This window comes from uncultured Pseudoalteromonas sp., assembly GCF_963922945.1.
Lineage (GTDB): Bacteria > Pseudomonadota > Gammaproteobacteria > Enterobacterales > Alteromonadaceae > Pseudoalteromonas.
This window is the reverse complement of the sequence record NZ_CAWUKC010000014.1, coordinates 25501-45472: the sequence shown is the minus strand read 5'-3', so window position 1 is coordinate 45472 and position 19972 is coordinate 25501. Positions and strand designations below refer to the sequence as shown.

Here is a 19972-nt window from a genome sequence, read left to right as displayed (position 1 = left end):
AGTCCCTCCTGTTACTCGTTGCTTATTTATTAATACGGCTTTTGTTAAAGCAAATGAATAGTGAAGGATCAGGGTAGATCAGCTTTTACTCAGGAATGTATAGGCAAAAGGTCGTGTATGGCTTAATTTAACGCTTAGCCCATGAGTTAGCTTTCTTAGTTATAAAGTGTGTTTATTTTTATTTGAATATAAATCAATCGGTTAGGTGGTTTTTGGTGTTTTTTAATTAGATGGTAAATTATAAATGCAGGTCTGTTATCCTTTAGTCTAAGTCGTGATTTATGTATTTTAATTGAACTGAAATAGTGCATTTGCTAGGTTCAATAGTTACTCAAATAATAAGAAATACAATGAAAATTCAATCCCCTAAATCAATAGGTATTTTACTCGGCACGCTTTACGGCATATTTATGCGGCTGTTTTTAGAGCTACTTGATTCATATAATTTAAGTAGCTTGGTGTCTATTTCCTTTATGTTTTTAGTGCCTGTTGCAATTGGCTATATTCGTATTCATTTTGAATTTAAAAGCTCAAATACATTAACTAAAAGGCAAATGGTGACCATTGCTTGGCAGCCAATTTTTGTTTTTTTACTTGTGAGTGTTATTACGTTACTTGAAGGCAGTATTTGTGTGGCAATGGCTTTGCCTGCCTTTATGCTCTTTGCAAGTATCGGCGGTTTACTGGCAGGCTTTATTAAAAATCGTAAAACAAAAAACGCTAACCGTTCTTTACTTTCAATAGCTTTACTTCCTGTATTGCTCTCACCTATTGAGGTAAATTATTTACACTTATCAAGAATGTACGAAGTTACCAACTCTATAATTATTGAAGCGCCTATAAATCGTGTATGGCAGCAACTTGCAAATGTCAGCACCATAGCACCACAAGAATTACCATTTTCACTCACTCAATTAATAGGTGTACCTAAACCTTTAGAGGCAAATATGAATGCTACGGGTGTTGGGGCTGTTAGAACCAGTAAATGGCAAAAAGGGGTTATATTTAAGGAAGTGATTACGGATTGGCAGCCAAATAAACAGATGCTTTACAGATTTGAGATAGACCCAAATGCTATCCCCGATGACGCACTCGATAAACACGTAAAACTAGGCGGGGAATACTTTTCACCTCTTTATGGTGGGTATGAGTTAAGTGAAGATAAAAGCGGCAATACAATTTTAACTTTAAAAACGACTGTGCAAGATAATACAAATTTTGGTGTTTATTCACGAATATGGGGTGAGGTAATTTTTCAAGACTTCCATCATTCACTTTTAACATTAATGAAAAACAGAGCAGAAAAGCCACTCACCGCAGCTATTTCCCATTATTAGCTTAAACCGCTATGGTATTAAAAAACTATTATAAGAGTACTTTATGAAACTATTAACGGCAGCAACATTGTTATTTGCCTCATCAGCGGCTATTGCGCGCCCTGCGCCTTTGGTGTCTATACCTACACATGATGCGTTTTTTAATAATATTGCGGCGCGCTGTGGCAAAGCGTTTGAGGGCAAGGTAAGTGTAGATAACGCAAAAGGCCCAAGCTCATTTGAGAATAAAAAGCTAATCATGCATGTACGTAAATGTACAGATAGCGAGCTGCAAGTTCCATTTCATGTGGGAGATGATGCATCACGTACGTGGATCATTACTAAAACAGGGAGTGGTTTGAGCTTAAAGCACGATCATCGCCATAAAGATGGTAGCGACGATGCCTCAACTATGTATGGCGGTCACACCCTTGATGCGGGTTTTGCACAAATGCAGTCTTTTCCAGCCGATCAATACTCTAAAGAATTATTTGTAGCACAAGGTATTGCGCAGTCGGCAGGTAATACATGGCAAATGTATATTTACCCTGAGGTGTTTACTTATAGGCTAATTCGACAAGGGCGCGAGTTTAAGGTGGACTTTGATTTAACTAAACCAATTACCCCGCCCGCAGCGCCTTGGGGCTACGAAAAATAAATTAGTTTTCTTTTTTTTCGGGGGCATCACACTGCAATAAAACGCTCAGCGGAGGTTGATAAGGGCGTGGCTTAGTAGGAAAACGTTCGTACTCTTGCACGCCTTTTAGTACTTTTAACATAAAGGTTCTGCCGCGGCATAGCCTGTCTGCGTGGCGCAGTAAAAACATACTTTGATTAGCAAAGTGTTTGTAATCGTCAGATTGTATTTCTATTTTGTAGTTGTCTTCACCAATTTTGGTTTGGTAGTAATGTACTTTGTTATCAAAGTCGTATGACTTTTCTTTTTCGCCTACTTCTGCAAAGGCGCTCCCTATACCAGAAAAGGCTAGCAATGCAGCGCCAGCAACTAAATGCGGTGTGTATAAGCCTTTCATAAAAATGGATCCTTTAATTTGCGAACTTAATACCCATTAATAAAGTATTAAGTACAAAGTATTTAAGTTAAGTCTAACACCCAAAAAGAGAATATGTGATGTTCAAACAAATAAAACAACTGTTTGCCGCTTTTGACGAGCAACAGCCAAGCATAGAGCAGCATGATCTAAAAACAGCCGTTGCTGCACTACTTATCGAAGTAATGCGTGCTGATTCTAAGCTTGACCATAATGAACAACACACCCTGACTGTAACCTTAAAAAAATACTTTAATTTAACAGAATCAGAAGTTGATGAGCTAACCACCAATGCCGCAGGTAGCTTAGATGGGGCGATTGATTACTTTCAATTTTCTAAGCAAATTAACGATCATTGCAGTGCGTCACAGCGCATTGAAATAATTGAGCTATTATGGCGCCTAGCGTATGCAGATGGCGAAATAGACCCGCAAGAAGAGTACGTAATACGTAAAGTAGCTGGGCTTTTATATGTAGCGCATACTGATTTTATCGCTGCTAAATTAGCAGCGACACAATCGTAAGCATTAACTTAATTTACTAGCAACAGAAACAAGCTGCTGCGTTAATGCACTCACTTTTTCAGCTGTAGTTGGATCACTGATTTTTCCATGCTCGTCAAATACCGTAAAGGCCGAAGGTACAGCAAGCTGATCAGCAAGAACTAACGAGCCAATACCACTTAAAATATCACGTACATGGTTTAAACCGCGCAGGCCGCCTAAGCCACCCGGTGATGTAGCAAATAACGCCACTACTTTATTGCGAAATGCAGGCACTGCGCCTTGCTCAGTACGTGATGCCCAATCAATTGCATTTTTAAGCGCCGCAGTTATAGAGCCGTTGTACTCTGGGCTCGCCAGCAAAATACCGTCTGCATTTCGTAGTTTATCTTTTAAACGTTGAGCGTCAGATGGTACGCCTTGCGCTTCAATGTCTTCGCTAAAAATGGGTAAATCTAAATCGGCGAGTGTAATGACTTCCACCTCGGCACCGGTTTGTAGAGCAAAACGAGCTGCTTCGTTAATGAGTTTTTGATTAAAGCTATCTTTACGTAGGCTCCCCGCAAGGGCGATAATTTTTGGTGCTGACATGGTAATGACCTTTTAAAGTTTGAGTTACGCAATTAATGTAGCAAATTTTTACTTGTAGAAAACCCGAATAAACGCAACACTTATGTGCATATACGCACATAAGTAAAAGGCGAGAAGGTGTGGCAGTAAAATTTGATGATTGGCAAGACGTGAAAGTGGCTTTTGAAGTGGCAAGGCTTGGTACACTCACGGCTGCGGCAGAGAGTTTAAATGTGCACCACAGTACTGTGCTCAGGCGTATTAATAACCTAGAAAAAAACTTAACTGTAAGGCTATTTCATCGCCATGCGCGCGGTTATAAAGTAACTGAAAGTGGCGCTAAGCTATTTGAAACCGCGCAAGCAATCGATAACTCACTCGAAGGTTTACACAACGCAATTGCTGCGGCCGACAGCGAGCTAAGAGGTAGCTTACTACTTACCACGGTAAGTGGTTTTATGGATATGCTGAGTACTGTGTGTGAGCAGTTTCAAACATTGCACCCACAAGTACAATTAGAGGTGATTTTAGAGCAAAAGCGCTTAAGGCTTGACCACGGACAAGCGCATATTGCTTTACGAGTTGGCCCTAAACCCGACGAGGGTGATTATATAGCGCAGCACTTAGCTACATTATCGGCTGGCTTATATGCTCACAAACGTTACATTGCTAAACACGGTATGCCTAAAACTTTAGATGACTTAAAACAACATAATTTTGTATCAGGTGTGGCAGGGTTTAATGCCCGTGTACCTTACTTTGGCTGGGTTGATGAGTTTATTCCACAGTCGCAAATAAAATTACGTGTGTCAGAAACCTCTGAAGCAGCGCGCGCAGTTATAAAAGGTTTAGGTATTGGTGGCTTGCACCAAAGTGCTGTTAAGGGTAACCCCGATCTAATCCCAATACTTCATGACCAACTGCATTGGGAGTTTGACTCTTGGTTGGTTACTCATCATTTGGTACACCGCACGGCTAAAGTGCAAGCTTTTGCTAGGTTATTAAAAAGCTACTTTAGTACCACGCCGCACGCTAAATAGCTTTTTTAACTTTAATACCTAAGCGTTTAGCAAGCCTTACTAGATTGGCTCTGTCGAGTTCAAGCACTCGTGCAGTAGCTGCCCAATTATAATTATGCTGCTTTAATTGCTCAGTAATAACCGAAAATTGCAGAGATTCAACGGCCTGTTTTAAGGGCTGATGACGGGTAGTGTGGGCGATAGGTGGTGTGCTAATTTGCGCAGTGCTGTTTATCTGCGGGGTTAAATCGCAGTGCTCTTTAGTAATCGTTACTATGGGGTTTTGCCACTGGCTTTGCTTGGCCTTTAACGCGCTGCGGCTAATAACATGTTCTAGTTCGCGTACATTACCTGGCCATTCATATTGATTGAGCAACGCTTGCGCACCCGTGCTGAACTTAAGTTGTTTGATGCCTAACTTTCGGGCGGTTTGCTCAATAAAATAACCAGCAAGCAAGGTTATGTCGTGTTCGCGCTTATTAAGTGGTGGCACGGTGATAGGATAAACACTTAAACGGTGGTATAAATCGGCTCTAAAGCGGCCTTGCGCTACCTCATGTTTTAAATCACGGTTGGTAGCTGCTATTACCCTTACATCTACATATTTTGGCGTGTCTTCTCCCACTGTTTGTATTTCACCACTTTGCAACACCCGTAATAGTTTGCTTTGCATAGCCAATGGCAGCTCGCCAATTTCGTCTAAAAATAACGTGCCGCCATCTGCTAGCTGAAACTTACCTTGGCGGGCATTTTGTGCGCCAGTAAATGAGCCTTTGGCGTGGCCAAAAAACTCACTCTCTGCAAGGTTTTCGGGGAGTGAGGCACAATTTAAGTGAATCAGCGGTTGATCTTTTCGGGCAGAATTTAAGTGAATATTACGCGCTACTAGCTCTTTCCCTACGCCCGTTTCTCCTAACACCAATACACTAAAGTTAGAGGCAGCAACAAGTTTTATTTCATTTTTAAGCGTTTGCATTACTGGGCTTTGGCCAATTATTTCACCGCCATCGCGAGTAAGTGCATCGTGCGTTAGTGCTTGTACAAGGGCGTTGGAATGCTGGGCATGATGTTTGTAATGGGTAAGCTCCAGGGCTGTTTTAAAGTGCGCGCTACATAGGGTTTGTAAGGTGTTTAGTGTATCAGCGCTAATTTCGCTAAAAGCGTTTGCATTAAGGCTATCGAAAGTAAGTACGCCTAGCAAAGTGCTTTTATCGTGAAGGGGTAAACCTAAGCAAGCATGCACAGGAATATCGCCCGTTTTGGCCAGCAGTAGGCCGTCGTATGGGTCGGGCAGGGGGCAGTCGTGTGCAAATTGTAATGCGTGGCTTGCACTACAAATGGCCGCTAATCGTGGGTGCTCTGCTATTTTAAAGCGCCTACCAAGGCTGTCGGGCATTAGCCCTTTAATAGCTAAGGGCTTAAGTTGCTCACCTTGTAGTACTAGTAATGCACTGGCATCACTAGGTATTACACGTTCAACCGTTGCCAATAATTGATCAAAACTGTGCTCGTGCAGCGTGCTTTGGGCAAGCTCTAAAGCCACTTGGGTAAGGTTGAATTGTTGGTTCATGTCAAAATGACCTATTCGTGTTTTTATGATTTAAATTAGAGTGTGTCATAAAGACTCTTTTTGTAAAGTGTTTATATTTAAATTACTGAATATTAGTGTCTTATTTTATTGGCACACTATGTGTAATAGCTAAGTAACGTTAATGGTTGCTGAGGTAGTTATGAACACACTTACATTAAATAATGTAAACAACCAGGTTGAGTTAGGCGCATTTTTTAAATCGCTATTATTTACTGCTAATACAGTATTAGGGCTTAGCGCTATTTGTATGGTTGTGAGCATTTTAATTAGTTACCCGTACGCAGAGCACTTTTCGATGCAGGTACAAATATCAGCGCATATTAGTACGATTATAGTGGCAGCTATTTTGAAAGTGAGTTATGTGCTGCGCTGTGTTGCTCAACATGGTTTAGGGCAGGAGGTACGTTAATGCGCCCAATAAACCTGACAGAGCCAATGCCTACTCGTGTTGCTATTTATCAAGTCACTAAATGGCCGTTATGGGCACTTGCATTCAGACCCTACTTTTTAGCAGGCGGTTTGCTAGCGTTTTTATCGATCGGCTATTGGTTACTTATTTTATCGGGGCGTGCTAATTGGCACTTAACGCTGCCTGCCGCACTTTGGCATGCGCACGAAATGCTATTTGGCTTTGCAGGCGTAGTGGCCGTAGGATTTTTACTTACTGCAGCACAAACCTGGACGGGCATTTTGAGTATAAAAGGTAAAACGCTCCTACTACTTACCTTTATATGGCTAAGTGCTCGTTTGGCATTTTTTATAGAGCTGCCTAATTTTGCCAATGCTAGTTTATGGGCTGTTACAGTGCTACAGCTGATATGGTGGCTAGGTGCAATTATTGCGCTGGCTAATATGCTAATAACAGCAGGCAGTAAGAATAACTATCAGCTTTTAGTTATTTTGAGTGTGCTATGTGTTCTAAATACACTTTACCTTTTACTTATTTTAAACAACAGTTTTCACCTGGCGCTTGCAGTGGTTGACACTGCCGTACTGGTCATCAGCTTACTGGTAGGCATTGTAGCAGGGCGAGTTATTCCTTTTTTTACTGCCAAAGGCTTAGCGCTCAGCAAGCAAATACGCACTCCTAAAATTGATAAAGCACTGCTGTATTTATCAATACTGGCAATAACTTTATTTTTTATCAGCAAGTTATTTTTAAGCTCAATTAGCCCCGCATTCATTGTTGCAATAGTGGCTGTGCTCCACTTAATTCGTGCAAAGCTTTGGTGGCATGCAAACGTGCTAAAAGTGCCTTTATTATGGTCTTTGCATTTTTCTTATCTTGCTTTAGGTGTTGGCCTATTGCTAATTGCACTGAGCTTTTACACAAGTGTAATCCCTTTCAAAGACGCGCTCCACCTTATCACTATTGGCACAATAGGGATGATGATTTTAGCTATGATGACCCGTGTATCGCTTGGTCATACAGGGCGGGGGCTTAATACTCCTAAATATATATCTGTTGCTTTTTTGTTAGTGCTGGTAGCAGCGATTACGCGCTCAATACTCCCCTTAATTATTTGGCCACACTTTGCTTGGCAAATAAGTGCCTTGCTGTGGTTAGTGGCTTTTTTATTATTTTTAATTTACTGCACACCTATATTAACGCGGCGTCGTGTTGATGGGCGTCGTGGTTAGCTTACTTACAGGACTATTTTATGTTATCTGATAAAACCATTGAAATTGTTAAAAGCACTGTTCCGCTGTTAGCACAGGCTGGCACCGTTGTGACCGATCATTTTTATAAGCGACTATTTAGCCATAACCCAGAGCTTAAAAATATTTTTAATATGACCAACCAGGACACCGGCCGCCAGCAATTTGCTTTGTTTAACGCCTTAGCGGCATATGCTCAAAATATTGATAACTTAGCGGTGTTAAAAGAGGCATTAGCGCGCATTAACCATAAACACACCAGTTTAAATATTTTACCAGAGCACTATCCCATTGTTGGTGCTCATTTAATTGGCACTTTAAAAGAGCTAATACCAGAGCAGTTTACGCCAGATGTAGAATACGCATGGCGTGAAGCTTACGCACTGCTTGCTGATATTTGTATTACCGAAGAAGCGGCTTTGTATGAGCATAGTAAAAACACACTGGGTGGTTGGGCGGGTACTCGTCATTTTAAAATAACCAATAAGCAGATTGAATCTGAGCTAGTAACAAGTTTTACACTCACACCTGTTGATGGCAAAGCGGTTATTGCCCATAAACCTGGCCAATATTTAGGGATTAAAGTTAAGCCAGAGGGCGCTGAATATGAAGAAATTCGCCAGTATTCTATTTCGCAAAAAAGTAACGGTAAAAACTACCGTATTAGCGTTAAAAAAGAACTACAGCCAAAGCCTGGTGTGGTGTCTAATTATTTACACTCACTAACGCAAGGTGACATAGTTGAACTATACCCGCCAGCAGGAGATTTCTTTTTACGAAATAGTAAAAACCCAGCGGTGCTTATTTCAGCAGGTGTTGGGCAAACGCCAATGCTTGCGATGCTCGAAACGCTATTAAGTGATAACCCTAAGCAAAGTATTATGTATTTACATGCGTGCGAAAATACTCAGCAGCATGCGTTTGCACACTATTTAAATAAGTTAAGTACGGCTTATAACTGTTTGCAAACTGTGACATGGCTTAATCAAGGCAGTGATGGGGCTGATTTTACAGGGTTGATGGACTTAACGGCCATACAAACACAACTCCCCCTTACAAATGGCGATTTTTACTTATGTGGCCCCGCTGGGTTTATGGCGTGTGTGAAAAGCCAGTTACTGGTGCTAGGTGTTAAAAACGAGCATATTCATTACGAAGTATTTGGCCCACATCAAGATTTATAAACCTAGGGAAAAATGACAAAGGCACACAAATTAATGTTGTGTGCCTTTTTAATAGTATTTTATTGTGCTTTACAACTTACGTTTTTAAGCTCAATAGCCATATCTTTTTTAGGATAATAAAGCACGCACTGCTCGGCAATTATTTGTAAAACAAACTTTTCTGGCTTGATATTATGCGCGCCCATTATGGGCATACCATTTGAGTCTTTACTATTTCCATGGCTTAGTAACAGCTCGCTGCGTTTAGTAAAAACGGTGTCGGCAAGTGTAACTAGTGTGCCGCCTTTCGCTTTTATAATCGCTTGCTGTAGCGTGGCTATAACGCCTGGGTTTACCTCGGTAAGTAGTGCAGGCTTGGCAGTGGCAGTATTCATACTGTTACAGCCTCCAATAAATAATAAGGTTAATATTGCCAGTAGTTTAGCCATTATTTATCCTTATTTAACGTAGGCCATGTTAAATCCATATTGCCACGGTTAAAGTCATTAGGTGCGTTTAGAGGTAATAGTTGCTTGCTATCGCCAGCCGCGCTTCGTATTTGCGTTTTGATACTCGCAGAGGCGGTGCTAACAGGGCACGTGCCGTTATTATCTATATGGTAAAGCGCAGTAGAGAGTATCCCTTCGTTTGGATCGCCTAATTGATTGTCGAAGTCATCACTCACTACACAGCCTTTTACATCCGCATCAAACTGCGGTGTTGGCGTAGGCGTAAACCCTGCTGCATATTCACCAAACCCTTTACTGTTAATACCACTAAATTGAATGGTGTAATAGGTTGTGCCGCAGTTATGTGTTGGGTTAAAACCGTAAGGTTTGCCACAGGTGGTATCGCCAATAAGTACAACCTCGGCATCAATCCCTTTTAAGCCATTGATAAACGCCTCCGAAGCGGAGCACGTGCCTGATGTACTAAGCACATACACTTTAGATAGATTTAAATCGGGTAGGCTTTCACCTGTGCTAAAAAATGTAGAATAGTCAATTTCTTCATCTATAAACGGGAAAGGTGACTCTACAGGTTGCTTGTCGTTTCGCTGAGTTTGGTAATAAATACGGTTTTGGATATTAGCACTGCCGGCTACCATGTAGGCAAGCTGCGAAGAAAGCGCTAATAAACCGCCTCCGTTATATCTAAAATCAATAACAAGCTCTTCTACATTATCGGTTTTAAATTTATTAACCGCCGCAATCAAGCCTTCTTGGGCAATACCTATATGGCTATTAAACTGCATGTATCCTACGCGAGTGCCATTTTCTGTGGTAATGGTTTTTACGTTTTGCACCGGTGTTTGCTCTATGTTGCCAGCCGTTACGTTAAAGGTTTTCTCGGCGCCATCGTTACTGCGCACCACGATGGTGTGGGAATCGCCATTAGTGGGGCTAAATAGGCCTTCGTTTAGGGTATCAACGCCTGCTTGTGTGCTGGTATTAATGCTTACGCCATCAACTTCAAGTACGGTATCGCCTCGTTGAAAACCAATTTGGCTTGCCGGTGAGTCATCTTCTAGGTAGGCAACGCGTAAAATTCTATCTGCAGGGTCGCCAATAAATGCCCAGTTTATGCCATAGCCTGAGGTAACACCTGATTGTGCTTCTTGAAAGTAATCCTCGCTTGGCTCTGAAAAATGAAAATTATCTTTTTTATCACCAGAGTCGGTTAGCTCTTCGGTTTTTAGCTGGGCAAAATAACTGGCCACTGTTGCAAAGTTTTCAGGATCGTTATCGGCTATTTCATCATACCAAAGGTAAGTTTCGTCACTCCATGAGCGAAGCCAGAGCTTTTCGTAAAGGGCGGATCCTGCTTGATCTGGGTAAGGCTCGTTATTGTTAAACGGATCGTTTCCTGTGCGCGGGTTCTCGCAAAAGTTTTTTAATTCTTCTGACGGCTCAAATACGCCCGCCGTCCACGTAGGTGCAGTGTTAGTTGGAGGAGTGACGACTACTGGGTCTGGCGTTTCATTCATACTACTACCGCCGCCACAGCCTGCGAGTGTTAGGCCTGAAAGTGCAACAGCGATAGCAAGCGATGCTTTATTATTTTTAAACATACAAAACTACTTTTTTTGTAAATAAGTTGTTTAAAATACTACAACACCTGCTTATTTATTCAACGTTTTTGGCCCTGCTTTGTGTAAATGAGTGTATAAAACACGTTTTTTAAAGTGTGCTTGCACTGCTTTTATTCGCAAATGCTTGCCTTTGCCAGGCATCAAATAGCTTTTGTTGTTTGTCTGATATTTTTAAACCGTATGTTTTTTGCATATAAGCGTAGGCATCGGCAATGCGTTTACGGGCAAAAAATGGTGGCTCTACTACGCGTTGTTTAAAATTAACTTTTACTTGGCAACGGCCATATTGGGTGGCGTTTTCGCTAAGCATACCAAAGCGATAGTTAGAGCGATCGGCGTTAATTTCGCCAATAGCGGGGGCTAAGTTGTTTATGTCGGCTTCCATTTTTCTAAATTTAGCACTGACTTTTCGGCAGTTTTTACGCCCACCGTTTTGCCAACATTGTAGTTGGTGGCCAAACTCCCACGCTGGCACTATATGCTCCCACTCTATGCGCAGCGCGCGTGCATTTACTTTGCCAGAGCGTGTATATGTATTGCGGGGTATATAACCGCAGTTGCTAGGGTCGGGGATAAGCTTTTTACCTTGCTTTTTTATATCGCAGCCGCAGTAAAGGCTTTTGGCGTTATTGGGTAAGGTTTTAATTAAGTGCCTTTTAGCTGTTGAAAAGCGGGTAAATTCTTCACTCGATGCAGAAAAACAAATACAACAAGCCACAAAGGCCAAAATAAATTTAAGCATATCCATCACGTACGTGAACTACAGGAGGCGCTAGTCTAAAGTTTTGCTGCTAAAAGATAAACCCTGAGCAAATTTTAATCCGCAATACTTAGTACACTCTATACTGATATAAAAAATTGCGAGGAGATGGCCATGCTAGGTGCTTTTTCAATAAGTTTAACGGTTAAAGATATTAGAGCCTCTAAAGCGTTTTACGAAAAGCTGGGTTTTAGCGAGTTTGCGGGCGAGGTAGAACAAAACTGGCTAGTAATGAAAAACGGTGAGCATTTGATTGGCTTATTCTCGGGTATGTTTGATAAAAACATGCTGACCTTCAACCCTGGCTGGGATCAGCATGCACAAACAGTTACAAACTTTAAAGATGTTGATGCGCTCAGTGAATATTTTCAAAGCGCTGATATAAGCGTTGAGCCTGTAGGTGATAAAAGTTTTATTATTACCGACCCAGACGGCAACCCTATTTTGATTGACCAACACGTGTAAGCTTTTTTAGCCTAACGTTTTGTAATAATAAAACGATACCGCATAAGCAAAATAGTACGCTGGTGGCTGCAAAGCTGATAAGTAGCGGGTTATTAAAATCTTCTCGTTCGTCGTAATCCATTATGTGTAGCATCCAAAAAAAGTCGAATATGCGCCATAATGTGCTGCGAACGGTAATAACTTTGCCGTTAATTGCATTTAAATATAGTGTGGTATTAAAGGTGTCATTAAATTGTACTTGCCACACATTTGTTTTGTATCCCACCTCTCGAGGGCCTTGTTTTAAAAGCGTTGTACTCATTGGCTTAGCATCGATGAGTAAATGAGCCTGCGCATTAGCGGTAATTTGTATTTTAGTGGGTGGCGCAAATGGGCGGCCCGTTAAACCATTAAAGCTTTGCTGCTTGGTGCTGTTAATAACAGTAATAAGCGGAGTAGTTAAAAAGTGCTCAAATATTATTTGAGTGGGGTTAGGCACTTGGGCAGTAATATTATCGAGTGATGTGGGGTAGTCGGCTTGTGCAAATGGGTTTGTAAGTGTGCGCTTGGCAAGGTGCTTACCGTGCACGTATTCAAGTGGTATCGCGCTCATTACTAAGCCACCTAAAAGCCAAGCCAAAATTTGTAAGGCCAGTAAAAAGCCCAGCCACTTATGAAATTGACGCGCACGCCTAAATACTTTTTTACTCATATTTACTTTCTTATTCTTTTTGACACAAGTTTACTATAGTGGCCAACGCTTCTACTGCGGCATTTTGTCGCAGTTTTTCATAAGTTTATAAATATAAGGCCCAAGTATTTTATAAATAAGCACTCATAGGCTTAGTTTTCTCGCAGGGCATCTATTAGCTCTTGTTTGCTCATTTTTGAGCGCCCACTTATACCTACCTCTTTTGCTTTATCGTATAACTGTTTTTTAGTGCGCTTCTCATACTTTGAGGCTTTGCCGCCTTTAACTGCGGTTTTATGAGTATTACTATTAGCAATACGCGCGGCTTTTTGTTTGCTCATGCCCTCATCGCGAAGCGCCTCGTACTGATCGTCGTTTTTAATTTGTGGACCATGATCTACCATAATTGTTCTCCTGAAGCGTTTAATTACACAGTGTATGTATAACTTTCATACCTAAACGGTAAAATTAAGCGTAACTAGCCTAACCCATTACATAAGGCAAATTAGGTGCCAATGGCGTTTAAACAGGTGTTTTCTATTAATAAAGCCATGTTTAACGCTCAGTTGATTTGGTATAAAAGTAAAACTGCGTTAAAGTTTGCGATGAAACTATAAGAGGGTAAAAAGCAAACAATGTCGGAAATTCAATTTTTAAATGTAGATCTAGAGCTTGAGTCTAAACAAGATATTAGCGCCCTGGTGGCAGACTTAAAGAAAAACGCGATGGTTTTGCATTATGACAAAGACGAATATCGTCAATTGGCGCGTATTGAAGCTTCAGGTGACATAACTACACCTGATAAAGCAATTAACCACTTATGTGAATTAATCGAGTCGTGTTCACGTAATGCACTTAAGCAATGGCTAAATTGCTCGCGCAGAACGTTTGATATAGGTTTTGAATCAGGCACTTCACCTAAGTGTTTTAACCAAGCTCTTCATGCAGATACACTATTACGTATATCTGCCATTGGCGCTGGCATGGAAATTACAATTTACCCTATTGAGAAGTAACCTTAGGTAACTATTTACGCTCGACAACCGCTGCGGTCATTTTTGATACGCAGCAAAGCTCGCCACGGCTATTGGTTATTTTGATTTCCCACACGGAGCTGCGCTTGCCAATATGAAATGCACGAGTAACGGCGGTTAAAGTACCATTTCGAGATGCCTTTAAATGACTGGCGCTAATTTCCTGTCCAACACAATAAAATTTTGTAAAGTCCACCACAAAGTTAGCGGCATAACTAGCAACCGTTTCGGCAAGTACCACATTTGCACCACCATGCACCATGCCTATAGGGTTATGATGCTCAGGAATAGCGGGCATGGTGGCCACTAAATAATCATCCCCTATTTCGGTTATTTCTATCCCCATGGTTTTCATTAAAGTGCCTTGGCCGTTTATTCCTTCGTCCAGTTGTTTGCAAAGCGCTAGTGTAATGGGTTGATACCAAATACTCATAATTACTCCTTTGTATTGAAAGCAAATTTATAGCATTTTAAACCTTAGTTGTCTGTAATTACCTAAAATTTATCCAAGCATAGTGTGTGACTGTTTTAAAGCACAATTTAAATTTGCGATTTTTATTTAACTGTATATACTCACAGTTAAATGTACTGTATGGAAAACCAGTTGTATGCGACCATTAACTAAACGCCAAGCTCAAATACTCGAACTAATAAAAGTTTTTATTAAAGACACTGGTATGCCTCCTACACGTGCCGAAATTGCGCAAACACTCGGTTTTAAAAGTGCCAATGCTGCTGAGGAGCATTTAAAAGCGCTTGCCAAAAAAGGTGTAATTAAAATGAAACCAGGCGCAAGCCGTGGTATTCAATTGGTTGAAGAAGAAGAGCCAGAGCAACTAGGTCTACCATTAATAGGTAGAGTTGCAGCGGGTTCGCCTATTTTGGCGCAAGAACATGTTGAGAGTCACTGTAAAATAGACCCTTTAATGTTTAAACCAGCCGCCGATTTTTTACTGCGTGTTAATGGCATGAGTATGAAAGATATAGGCATTATGGATGGTGACTTACTTGCCGTACACCGCACCCAAACAGCAGAAAACGGCCAAGTTGTAGTCGCACGAGTGGATGAAGATGTAACTGTAAAACGCCTCGAAAAAGCAGGCCGCAAAGTATTACTACATGCCGAAAACGAAGAATTTAACCCTATAGAAGTAGACCTAGAAAACGAGTCTTTTAATATTGAAGGTTTAGCCGTTGGCGTAATAAGAAATGCAGATTGGATGTAATTTTTAACTATTTTTAAGTCACTTTTTATAAATGCGCACTTTTAGGTGTGCATTTTTGTTTTAAAAAAGATCTTCCACTACCTCAGAGCGCCCTAACATTATTGAGCCTGTAAACTTTTTTTCACTCATACTTTTATCTCCCTAAGCGTGTTACACCCCTTAGTTTTGCTCGTATCTTAGCTGTTAAATAACAATTTAATACACCGTTATTTAGTCAATTTTAAAATATCACCTGATTGTTTTTTATACTAAAACTTGCTTGTTGTACGTTTTTTAGCTAATCATTAATGTGCTGGACTAACAATAACTCACAGCTTTTTAGTTATGAGAACACACAATACACAAATCTTTTGTTGTCCTAGCGATACCAATCAAAAATAAGGTTGGTTAAAAATAACGAATTGGCGTTTAAGCCGTATGCCTCTTCGCTTTGCATTCGCAATAGCATCAAAGGAGCCGTCACATGGGTAAACTGACCTCTGCCTTGTGGCTTGTATTGATTATGTTCCCGCAGCTTGTGTTAGCTAATAGCCAATACAACATGCGCAAGGGCGTAACCGATATAAGTAATAATGTATATCAGCTACACATGACCATATTTTTAATATGTTGTGTGATTGGAGTGATAGTGTTCGCAATAATGTTTTGGGCACTGATTCATCACCGTAAATCTAAAGGGGCAGTTCCTGCCCAATTTCATGAAAGTACCAAAGTAGAAATTCTTTGGACTGCCATTCCGTTTGTTATTTTAATTGCCATGGCAATCCCTGCCACTAAAACCCTTATTGCAATGGAAGATGCCAGCAAGGCTGACTTAACCATTAAAATTACAGGGTCACAGTGGAAGTGGCATTACGAATATATGGGCGAAGATGTCGAGTTTTACTCTATTTTGTCTACCCCTCAAGATGAAATAGCTAATCTTGCCAATAAAAATCCAAATTATTTACTTGAGGTTGATAAACCTTTGGTACTGCCAATAAATCAAAAGGTGCGCTTTTTGATGACCTCTGATGACGTTATTCATTCTTGGTGGGTGCCCGATTTTGCAGTTAAAAAAGACGCTAACCCAGGATTTATCAACGAAACGTGGACCAACATTAATGAGGAAGGTATTTACCGTGGTCAGTGTGCAGAGCTGTGCGGAAAAGACCATGGTTTTATGCCTGTGGTGGTTGAAGCCAAATCACAAGAGGACTTTAACACGTGGCTAGCCGATGCAAAGCAGGCTAAGCAAAAAGCCGCACTTGCTGATGCCGCTCTGCTTGATCAAACGATTCCTAAAGAAGAGCTAATGACGCTGGGCGAGCAAGTGTATATGGCCAGTTGCGCTGCATGCCATCAGCCTACCGGTATGGGATTGCCAGGTGTATTTCCTGCGCTTAAAGGCAATGCAATTGTTTTAGGAGATATAAAAGATCACATTGATGTAGTCATTCATGGTCGCCCAGGAACTGCTATGCAGGCATTTGCAAAGCAATTGTCAATTAAACAACTTGCAGCTGTAATTACCTACAAGCGTAACGCATGGGGTAACGATACTGGCGATGTGATTCAACCTAGTGAAATTCAGGCAGCGCTTGATGCGGAGGCGAACTAATGAGTAGCATAGTAGAACAATCTAACGTCAATGATGCTCACCACGGCCATCAGCCTGCTAAAGGTTTTAAACGTTGGTTGTACACAACAAACCATAAAGATATTGGCAGCATGTACTTAATATTTTCGCTGACTATGTTTTTAATTGGCGGTGCAATGGCCATGGTCATTCGGGCTGAGTTATTTCAGCCAGGGTTACAATTGGTAGACCCGCACTTTTTTAACCAAATGACCACAGTACACGGCTTAATTATGGTGTTTGGTGCTGTTATGCCAGCCTTTACGGGGCTCGCTAACTGGATGGTACCGCTCATGATTGGTGCGCCTGATATGGCGCTGCCCAGAATGAATAACTGGAGCTTTTGGATTTTACCCTTCGCTTTTTTAATTTTATTGGCTTCGTTATTAATGCCAGGAGGCGGCCCCGCATTTGGCTGGACGTTCTATGCGCCGCTTTCAACAACGTACAGTAACGATAACACCGCGATGTTTGTGTTTGCAGTGCACATTATGGGGATTAGCTCAATTATGGGCGCAATCAACGTTATTGTGACCATTGTTAATTTACGTGCCCCAGGCATGACATGGATGAAACTACCATTATTTGTTTGGACATGGCTAATAACCGCATTTTTATTAATTGCTGTTATGCCCGTACTGGCCGGAGCAGTCACTATGGTGCTCACCGATAAATACTTTGGAACCAGCTTTTTTGATGCGGCAGGCGGCGGCGATCCGGTGATGTTTCAGCACATATTTTGGTTTTTTGGCCATCCCGAAGTGTACATCATGATTTTACCCGCCTTTGGTATTATTTCGACCATAGTGCCTACATTCTCACGTAAAAAACTATTTGGTTATGCCTCAATGGTTTACGCAACCTCCTCTATTGCATTACTGAGCTTTATTGTGTGGGCGCATCATATGTTTACGACCGGTATGCCCGTTGCTGGCGAGTTATTTTTTATGTACGCGACCATGCTGATATCGGTGCCTACAGGGGTAAAAGTATTTAACTGGGTAGCCACTATGTGGCGAGGGTCAATAAGTTTTGAAGTGCCCATGCTATTTAGTATTGCCTTTATTGTGCTGTTTACCTTAGGGGGCTTTTCGGGGCTGATGTTGGCTATAACACCAGCTGATTTTCAGTATCACGATACTTACTTTGTGGTGGCGCACTTTCATTACGTGTTAGTTACGGGAGCCATATTTTCGATTATGGCAGGGGCTTATTATTGGTTGCCTAAATGGACGGGCAATATGTACAACATTGCCTTGGCTAAGTGGCATTTTTGGCTGTCGTTGGTAAGCGTTAATGTGCTGTTTTTCCCTATGCACTTTGTTGGGCTTGCAGGGATGCCGCGCCGTATTCCCGATTACGCGCTGCAGTTTGCTGATTTTAACGCGATTATAAGTATAGGTGGATTTGCTTTTGGTTTATCACAACTACTTTTTGTGGCTGTGGTGATTAAGTGTGCCCGAGGGGGCGATAAAGTCTCTGCAAAAGTATGGGATGGTGCCGAGGGCTTAGAGTGGGAAGTTGACTCTCCTGCGCCTTATCATACTTTTTCAACACCGCCGGAAATTAAATAATGACACATGCACCGCTATTAAAGCGCCTCATTCTTATGTGTATAGGCATGTTTGCTTTTGCATTTGCCCTAGTGCCCTTATATGACGTGTTTTGCGACATAACCGGGCTTAATGGCAAGCCGTCGCTTGAGCAAGCTAAGCAAAGTACACAAATCACTGAAAACCGAGAAATAGGCGTGAGCTTTACAACCCATGCGCAACGTGGTGCGCCGTTTATTGTTAAATCTAAAGAATACAGTGTTGATGTGAAACCCGGTGCCATGCGTGAGGTAATGTTTAGCGCAAAAAACACCAGTGATATGGCTAAAGTAATGCAAGCGGTGCCTTCTGTATCGCCCGGAAAGGCAGCCAAGTACTTACATAAAATAGCGTGCTTTTGCTTTGATCAACAACCGCTAAAAGCGGGTGAAGAGCTTGAGTTTAAGCTGCTGTTTTATGTTGATACTGCACTGCCGAGCGATGTAGAAGAGCTAACATTATCGTACACCGTATTTGATATTAGTGAGCAGCTAGTAGCAAGTAATAACTAGCCTGCATGTCTAGTGTAAAACTAGGAGCAAGTAACATGAATCAAGATTATGAAAACTACTACGTACCCGAGCAAAGTCCTTGGCCCATAGTGGGCGCGGTGGCGTTGTTTTTTATTGCAGTGGGTGCGGCTTTAACAGTCATGAACTTAGAAAGTGAAGGGGGCAGCGGTGTGTACTTGCTGTATGCAGGCATTGCAGTGCTTTTGTATATGATTTTTAGCTGGTTTAAAAATGTAATTAGCGAGTCTGATCAGGGCTTATATTCAGCGCAAATGGACCGCTCATTTCGACAAGGCATGAGCTGGTTTATATTCTCTGAAGTTATGTTTTTTATGGCCTTTTTTGGCGCATTATTTTACGCCCGTGTTTTGTCTGTGCCTTGGCTTGGCGGCGCTGGGAATAATGCGATGACCAACGAGGTGCTTTGGCCTACTTTTGAGGCTGTATGGCCACTACTAACCACACCAGCAGGTGAAACCACGCAAGCTATGGGGTGGCAAGGCTTACCCCTTATTAATACGCTTATTTTATTAGCGTCTTCGGTTACTTTGCATTTTGCTCACGTAGCCATTGAAAATAATAAACGTAAACCGCTAAAAGTGATGCTAGGGGCAACCATTTTATTGGGTGTGTGCTTTTTAGCATTGCAGGTAGAAGAATATATTTATGCCTACAACGACTTAAACTTAACACTAGATGCAGGCATTTACGGGAATACATTCTTTTTGCTGACAGGCTTTCATGGCATGCATGTGACCCTTGGCGCCATCATTTTGTTTGTTGTATTTGTGCGCATTTTAAAAGGCCACTTTACGAAAGATAAACATTTTGCGTTTCAAGCAGCGGCTTGGTATTGGCATTTTGTTGATGTGGTGTGGCTGTGTTTATTTGTTTTTGTGTATGTGTTGTAACGGTTAATGATGAGTGATTAGCCTTTATGAAACCAAGTTTTACAGCGGCTATCACCATCACCAAAACCACTACAGAAAACAGCACGCGACGGCCTAAAAAATGCGACATAGGCCGACCGCCAGATTTATCGGTCACCATAATAAATAGCGCTCTAAACAAGTTGAAAAGTATAAATAGTAACAGCAGCACAATAATAATTTTAATAATCACTGGGTTGA

General features: G+C 41.5%; 24 protein-coding genes. 14 read left to right on the top strand and 10 right to left on the bottom strand.

The features are described 5' to 3' along the window. Positions 1-350 precede the first annotated feature (350 nt). A complete protein-coding gene (locus AABI99_RS05200; protein WP_338364097.1) occupies positions 351-1337 on the top strand; it encodes a hypothetical protein in 987 nt (328 codons plus the stop codon). A gap of 43 nt (positions 1338-1380) precedes the next feature. Next, entirely contained in the window at positions 1381-1974 is a 594-nt protein-coding gene (locus AABI99_RS05195; protein WP_338364095.1) for a hypothetical protein, read from the top strand. A 1-nt stretch (position 1975) separates the two neighbouring features. Here the strand turns inward: AABI99_RS05195 and AABI99_RS05190 are convergent, their stop codons facing one another. After that, the gene (locus AABI99_RS05190; RefSeq protein WP_338364093.1) at positions 1976-2350 is read right to left on the bottom strand and encodes a hypothetical protein; all 375 of its coding nucleotides are present in this window, start codon (positions 2348-2350) and stop codon (positions 1976-1978) included. Positions 2351-2448: 98 nt separating this feature from the next. Here AABI99_RS05190 and AABI99_RS05185 point away from each other — a divergent pair, with 98 nt between their 5' ends. Then, on the top strand, positions 2449-2892 hold the full coding sequence (locus AABI99_RS05185) for a TerB family tellurite resistance protein (RefSeq protein ID WP_338364092.1): 444 nt from the start codon (positions 2449-2451) through the stop codon (positions 2890-2892). Positions 2893-2895: 3 nt separating this feature from the next. Here the strand turns inward: AABI99_RS05185 and AABI99_RS05180 are convergent, their stop codons facing one another. Further along, positions 2896-3462, bottom strand: coding sequence for an NAD(P)H-dependent oxidoreductase (locus AABI99_RS05180; RefSeq protein WP_338364090.1), 567 nt, complete (start codon positions 3460-3462; stop codon positions 2896-2898). Between the two features lie 119 nt (positions 3463-3581). Here AABI99_RS05180 and AABI99_RS05175 point away from each other — a divergent pair, with 119 nt between their 5' ends. Next, positions 3582-4481, top strand: a complete 900-nt coding sequence (locus AABI99_RS05175; protein WP_338364088.1) for a LysR family transcriptional regulator — start codon at positions 3582-3584, stop codon at positions 4479-4481. Here AABI99_RS05175 and norR read toward each other — a convergent pair. Further along, entirely contained in the window at positions 4474-6030 is a 1557-nt protein-coding gene (gene norR / locus AABI99_RS05170) for a nitric oxide reductase transcriptional regulator NorR (RefSeq protein WP_338364086.1), read from the bottom strand. The two genes, AABI99_RS05175 and norR, sit on opposite strands and share 8 nt — an antisense overlap. A 160-nt stretch (positions 6031-6190) precedes the next feature. Between norR and AABI99_RS05165 the strand changes: the two genes are divergently transcribed. From AABI99_RS05165 to hmpA, 3 genes are read left to right on the top strand one after another with little or no spacing between them, the layout of a single operon-like run. Then, a complete protein-coding gene (locus AABI99_RS05165) occupies positions 6191-6460 on the top strand; it encodes a hypothetical protein (protein WP_338364084.1) in 270 nt (89 codons plus the stop codon). Continuing rightward, complete coding sequence (locus AABI99_RS05160) at positions 6460-7692, top strand: NnrS family protein (RefSeq protein WP_338364082.1); 1233 nt, start codon at positions 6460-6462, stop codon at positions 7690-7692. The genes AABI99_RS05165 and AABI99_RS05160 overlap by 1 nt, the downstream gene beginning before the upstream one ends. A gap of 20 nt (positions 7693-7712) precedes the next feature. After that, on the top strand, positions 7713-8894 hold the full coding sequence (hmpA, locus tag AABI99_RS05155) for an NO-inducible flavohemoprotein (protein WP_338364080.1): 1182 nt from the start codon (positions 7713-7715) through the stop codon (positions 8892-8894). Positions 8895-8953: 59 nt separating this feature from the next. On the opposite strand, the gene AABI99_RS05150 is transcribed toward hmpA, so the two are convergent. The 3 genes from AABI99_RS05150 to AABI99_RS05140 all read right to left on the bottom strand — a co-directional run bounded on the left by AABI99_RS05150 (position 8954) and on the right by AABI99_RS05140 (position 11713). Continuing rightward, positions 8954-9322, bottom strand: a complete 369-nt coding sequence (locus AABI99_RS05150) for a hypothetical protein (RefSeq protein WP_338364078.1) — start codon at positions 9320-9322, stop codon at positions 8954-8956. Continuing rightward, positions 9322-10944 (bottom strand): S41 family peptidase, encoded by a 1623-nt coding sequence (locus tag AABI99_RS05145; RefSeq protein ID WP_338364076.1) that lies wholly within the window; start codon positions 10942-10944, stop codon positions 9322-9324. Before AABI99_RS05145 ends, AABI99_RS05150 begins: the two co-directional genes overlap by 1 nt. Before the next feature lie 109 nt (positions 10945-11053). Continuing rightward, positions 11054-11713 carry an endonuclease gene (locus AABI99_RS05140; RefSeq protein ID WP_338364122.1) on the bottom strand — a complete coding sequence of 220 codons (660 nt, stop codon included), beginning with the start codon at positions 11711-11713 and terminating at the stop codon, positions 11054-11056. Between the two features lie 126 nt (positions 11714-11839). Between AABI99_RS05140 and AABI99_RS05135 the strand changes: the two genes are divergently transcribed. After that, on the top strand, positions 11840-12190 hold the full coding sequence (locus tag AABI99_RS05135; protein ID WP_338364074.1) for a VOC family protein: 351 nt from the start codon (positions 11840-11842) through the stop codon (positions 12188-12190). On the opposite strand, the gene AABI99_RS05130 is transcribed toward AABI99_RS05135, so the two are convergent. Together AABI99_RS05130 and AABI99_RS05125 are read right to left on the bottom strand one after the other, a co-directional pair. Further along, positions 12165-12881, bottom strand: coding sequence for a hypothetical protein (locus AABI99_RS05130; protein WP_338364072.1), 717 nt, complete (start codon positions 12879-12881; stop codon positions 12165-12167). The two genes, AABI99_RS05135 and AABI99_RS05130, sit on opposite strands and share 26 nt — an antisense overlap. A gap of 131 nt (positions 12882-13012) precedes the next feature. Beyond that, complete coding sequence (locus AABI99_RS05125; protein ID WP_338364120.1) at positions 13013-13267, bottom strand: Rho termination factor N-terminal domain-containing protein; 255 nt, start codon at positions 13265-13267, stop codon at positions 13013-13015. 228 nt (positions 13268-13495) lie between these two features. Between AABI99_RS05125 and AABI99_RS05120 the strand changes: the two genes are divergently transcribed. After that, a complete protein-coding gene (locus tag AABI99_RS05120; protein ID WP_338364071.1) occupies positions 13496-13876 on the top strand; it encodes a hypothetical protein in 381 nt (126 codons plus the stop codon). Between the two features lie 10 nt (positions 13877-13886). On the opposite strand, the gene AABI99_RS05115 is transcribed toward AABI99_RS05120, so the two are convergent. Then, entirely contained in the window at positions 13887-14327 is a 441-nt protein-coding gene (locus AABI99_RS05115; RefSeq protein WP_338364069.1) for a hotdog fold thioesterase, read from the bottom strand. Between the two features lie 175 nt (positions 14328-14502). Between AABI99_RS05115 and lexA the strand changes: the two genes are divergently transcribed. The 5 genes from lexA (at position 14503) to AABI99_RS05090 (ending at position 19753) form a co-directional block, all read left to right on the top strand. Continuing rightward, the gene (gene lexA / locus AABI99_RS05110) at positions 14503-15120 is read left to right on the top strand and encodes a transcriptional repressor LexA (RefSeq protein WP_338364067.1); all 618 of its coding nucleotides are present in this window, start codon (positions 14503-14505) and stop codon (positions 15118-15120) included. Between the two features lie 463 nt (positions 15121-15583). After that, positions 15584-16720 (top strand): cytochrome c oxidase subunit II, encoded by a 1137-nt coding sequence (gene coxB / locus AABI99_RS05105; protein ID WP_338364065.1) that lies wholly within the window; start codon positions 15584-15586, stop codon positions 16718-16720. Next, positions 16720-18312 (top strand): cytochrome c oxidase subunit I, encoded by a 1593-nt coding sequence (gene ctaD, locus AABI99_RS05100; protein WP_338364063.1) that lies wholly within the window; start codon positions 16720-16722, stop codon positions 18310-18312. The genes coxB and ctaD overlap by 1 nt, the downstream gene beginning before the upstream one ends. Beyond that, positions 18312-18842 (top strand): cytochrome c oxidase assembly protein, encoded by a 531-nt coding sequence (locus tag AABI99_RS05095; protein ID WP_338364061.1) that lies wholly within the window; start codon positions 18312-18314, stop codon positions 18840-18842. Before ctaD ends, AABI99_RS05095 begins: the two co-directional genes overlap by 1 nt. A 35-nt stretch (positions 18843-18877) precedes the next feature. Continuing rightward, positions 18878-19753: a cytochrome c oxidase subunit 3 gene (locus AABI99_RS05090; protein ID WP_338364058.1), complete on the top strand. Its 876-nt coding sequence runs from the start codon at positions 18878-18880 to the stop codon at positions 19751-19753. Here the strand turns inward: AABI99_RS05090 and AABI99_RS05085 are convergent. Further along, positions 19653-19964 carry a DUF2909 domain-containing protein gene (locus AABI99_RS05085; RefSeq protein ID WP_338364056.1) on the bottom strand — a complete coding sequence of 104 codons (312 nt, stop codon included), beginning with the start codon at positions 19962-19964 and terminating at the stop codon, positions 19653-19655. The genes AABI99_RS05090 and AABI99_RS05085 overlap by 101 nt on opposite strands. Between the last annotated feature and the right edge of the window lie 8 nt (positions 19965-19972).

What these genes read in the sequence shown, in the direction of transcription:
- AABI99_RS05200 (WP_338364097.1), top strand. Translation starts at nt 351, where the DNA reads ATGAAAATTCAATCCCCTAAATCAATAGGTATTTTACTCGGCACGCTT.
- AABI99_RS05195 (WP_338364095.1), top strand. Translation starts at nt 1,381, where the DNA reads ATGAAACTATTAACGGCAGCAACATTGTTATTTGCCTCATCAGCGGCT.
- AABI99_RS05190 (WP_338364093.1), bottom strand. Translation starts at nt 2,350, where the DNA reads ATGAAAGGCTTATACACACCGCATTTAGTTGCTGGCGCTGCATTGCTA.
- AABI99_RS05185 (WP_338364092.1), top strand. Translation starts at nt 2,449, where the DNA reads ATGTTCAAACAAATAAAACAACTGTTTGCCGCTTTTGACGAGCAACAG.
- AABI99_RS05180 (WP_338364090.1), bottom strand. Translation starts at nt 3,462, where the DNA reads ATGTCAGCACCAAAAATTATCGCCCTTGCGGGGAGCCTACGTAAAGAT.
- norR (WP_338364086.1), bottom strand. Translation starts at nt 6,030, where the DNA reads ATGAACCAACAATTCAACCTTACCCAAGTGGCTTTAGAGCTTGCCCAA.
- AABI99_RS05165 (WP_338364084.1), top strand. Translation starts at nt 6,191, where the DNA reads ATGAACACACTTACATTAAATAATGTAAACAACCAGGTTGAGTTAGGC.
- AABI99_RS05160 (WP_338364082.1), top strand. Translation starts at nt 6,460, where the DNA reads ATGCGCCCAATAAACCTGACAGAGCCAATGCCTACTCGTGTTGCTATT.
- hmpA (WP_338364080.1), top strand. Translation starts at nt 7,713, where the DNA reads ATGTTATCTGATAAAACCATTGAAATTGTTAAAAGCACTGTTCCGCTG.
- AABI99_RS05150 (WP_338364078.1), bottom strand. Translation starts at nt 9,322, where the DNA reads ATGGCTAAACTACTGGCAATATTAACCTTATTATTTATTGGAGGCTGT.
- AABI99_RS05145 (WP_338364076.1), bottom strand. Translation starts at nt 10,944, where the DNA reads ATGTTTAAAAATAATAAAGCATCGCTTGCTATCGCTGTTGCACTTTCA.
- AABI99_RS05140 (WP_338364122.1), bottom strand. Translation starts at nt 11,713, where the DNA reads ATGGATATGCTTAAATTTATTTTGGCCTTTGTGGCTTGTTGTATTTGT.
- AABI99_RS05135 (WP_338364074.1), top strand. Translation starts at nt 11,840, where the DNA reads ATGCTAGGTGCTTTTTCAATAAGTTTAACGGTTAAAGATATTAGAGCC.
- AABI99_RS05130 (WP_338364072.1), bottom strand. Translation starts at nt 12,881, where the DNA reads ATGAGTAAAAAAGTATTTAGGCGTGCGCGTCAATTTCATAAGTGGCTG.
- AABI99_RS05120 (WP_338364071.1), top strand. Translation starts at nt 13,496, where the DNA reads ATGTCGGAAATTCAATTTTTAAATGTAGATCTAGAGCTTGAGTCTAAA.
- AABI99_RS05115 (WP_338364069.1), bottom strand. Translation starts at nt 14,327, where the DNA reads ATGAGTATTTGGTATCAACCCATTACACTAGCGCTTTGCAAACAACTG.
- lexA (WP_338364067.1), top strand. Translation starts at nt 14,503, where the DNA reads ATGCGACCATTAACTAAACGCCAAGCTCAAATACTCGAACTAATAAAA.
- coxB (WP_338364065.1), top strand. Translation starts at nt 15,584, where the DNA reads ATGGGTAAACTGACCTCTGCCTTGTGGCTTGTATTGATTATGTTCCCG.
- ctaD (WP_338364063.1), top strand. Translation starts at nt 16,720, where the DNA reads ATGAGTAGCATAGTAGAACAATCTAACGTCAATGATGCTCACCACGGC.
- AABI99_RS05095 (WP_338364061.1), top strand. Translation starts at nt 18,312, where the DNA reads ATGACACATGCACCGCTATTAAAGCGCCTCATTCTTATGTGTATAGGC.
- AABI99_RS05090 (WP_338364058.1), top strand. Translation starts at nt 18,878, where the DNA reads ATGAATCAAGATTATGAAAACTACTACGTACCCGAGCAAAGTCCTTGG.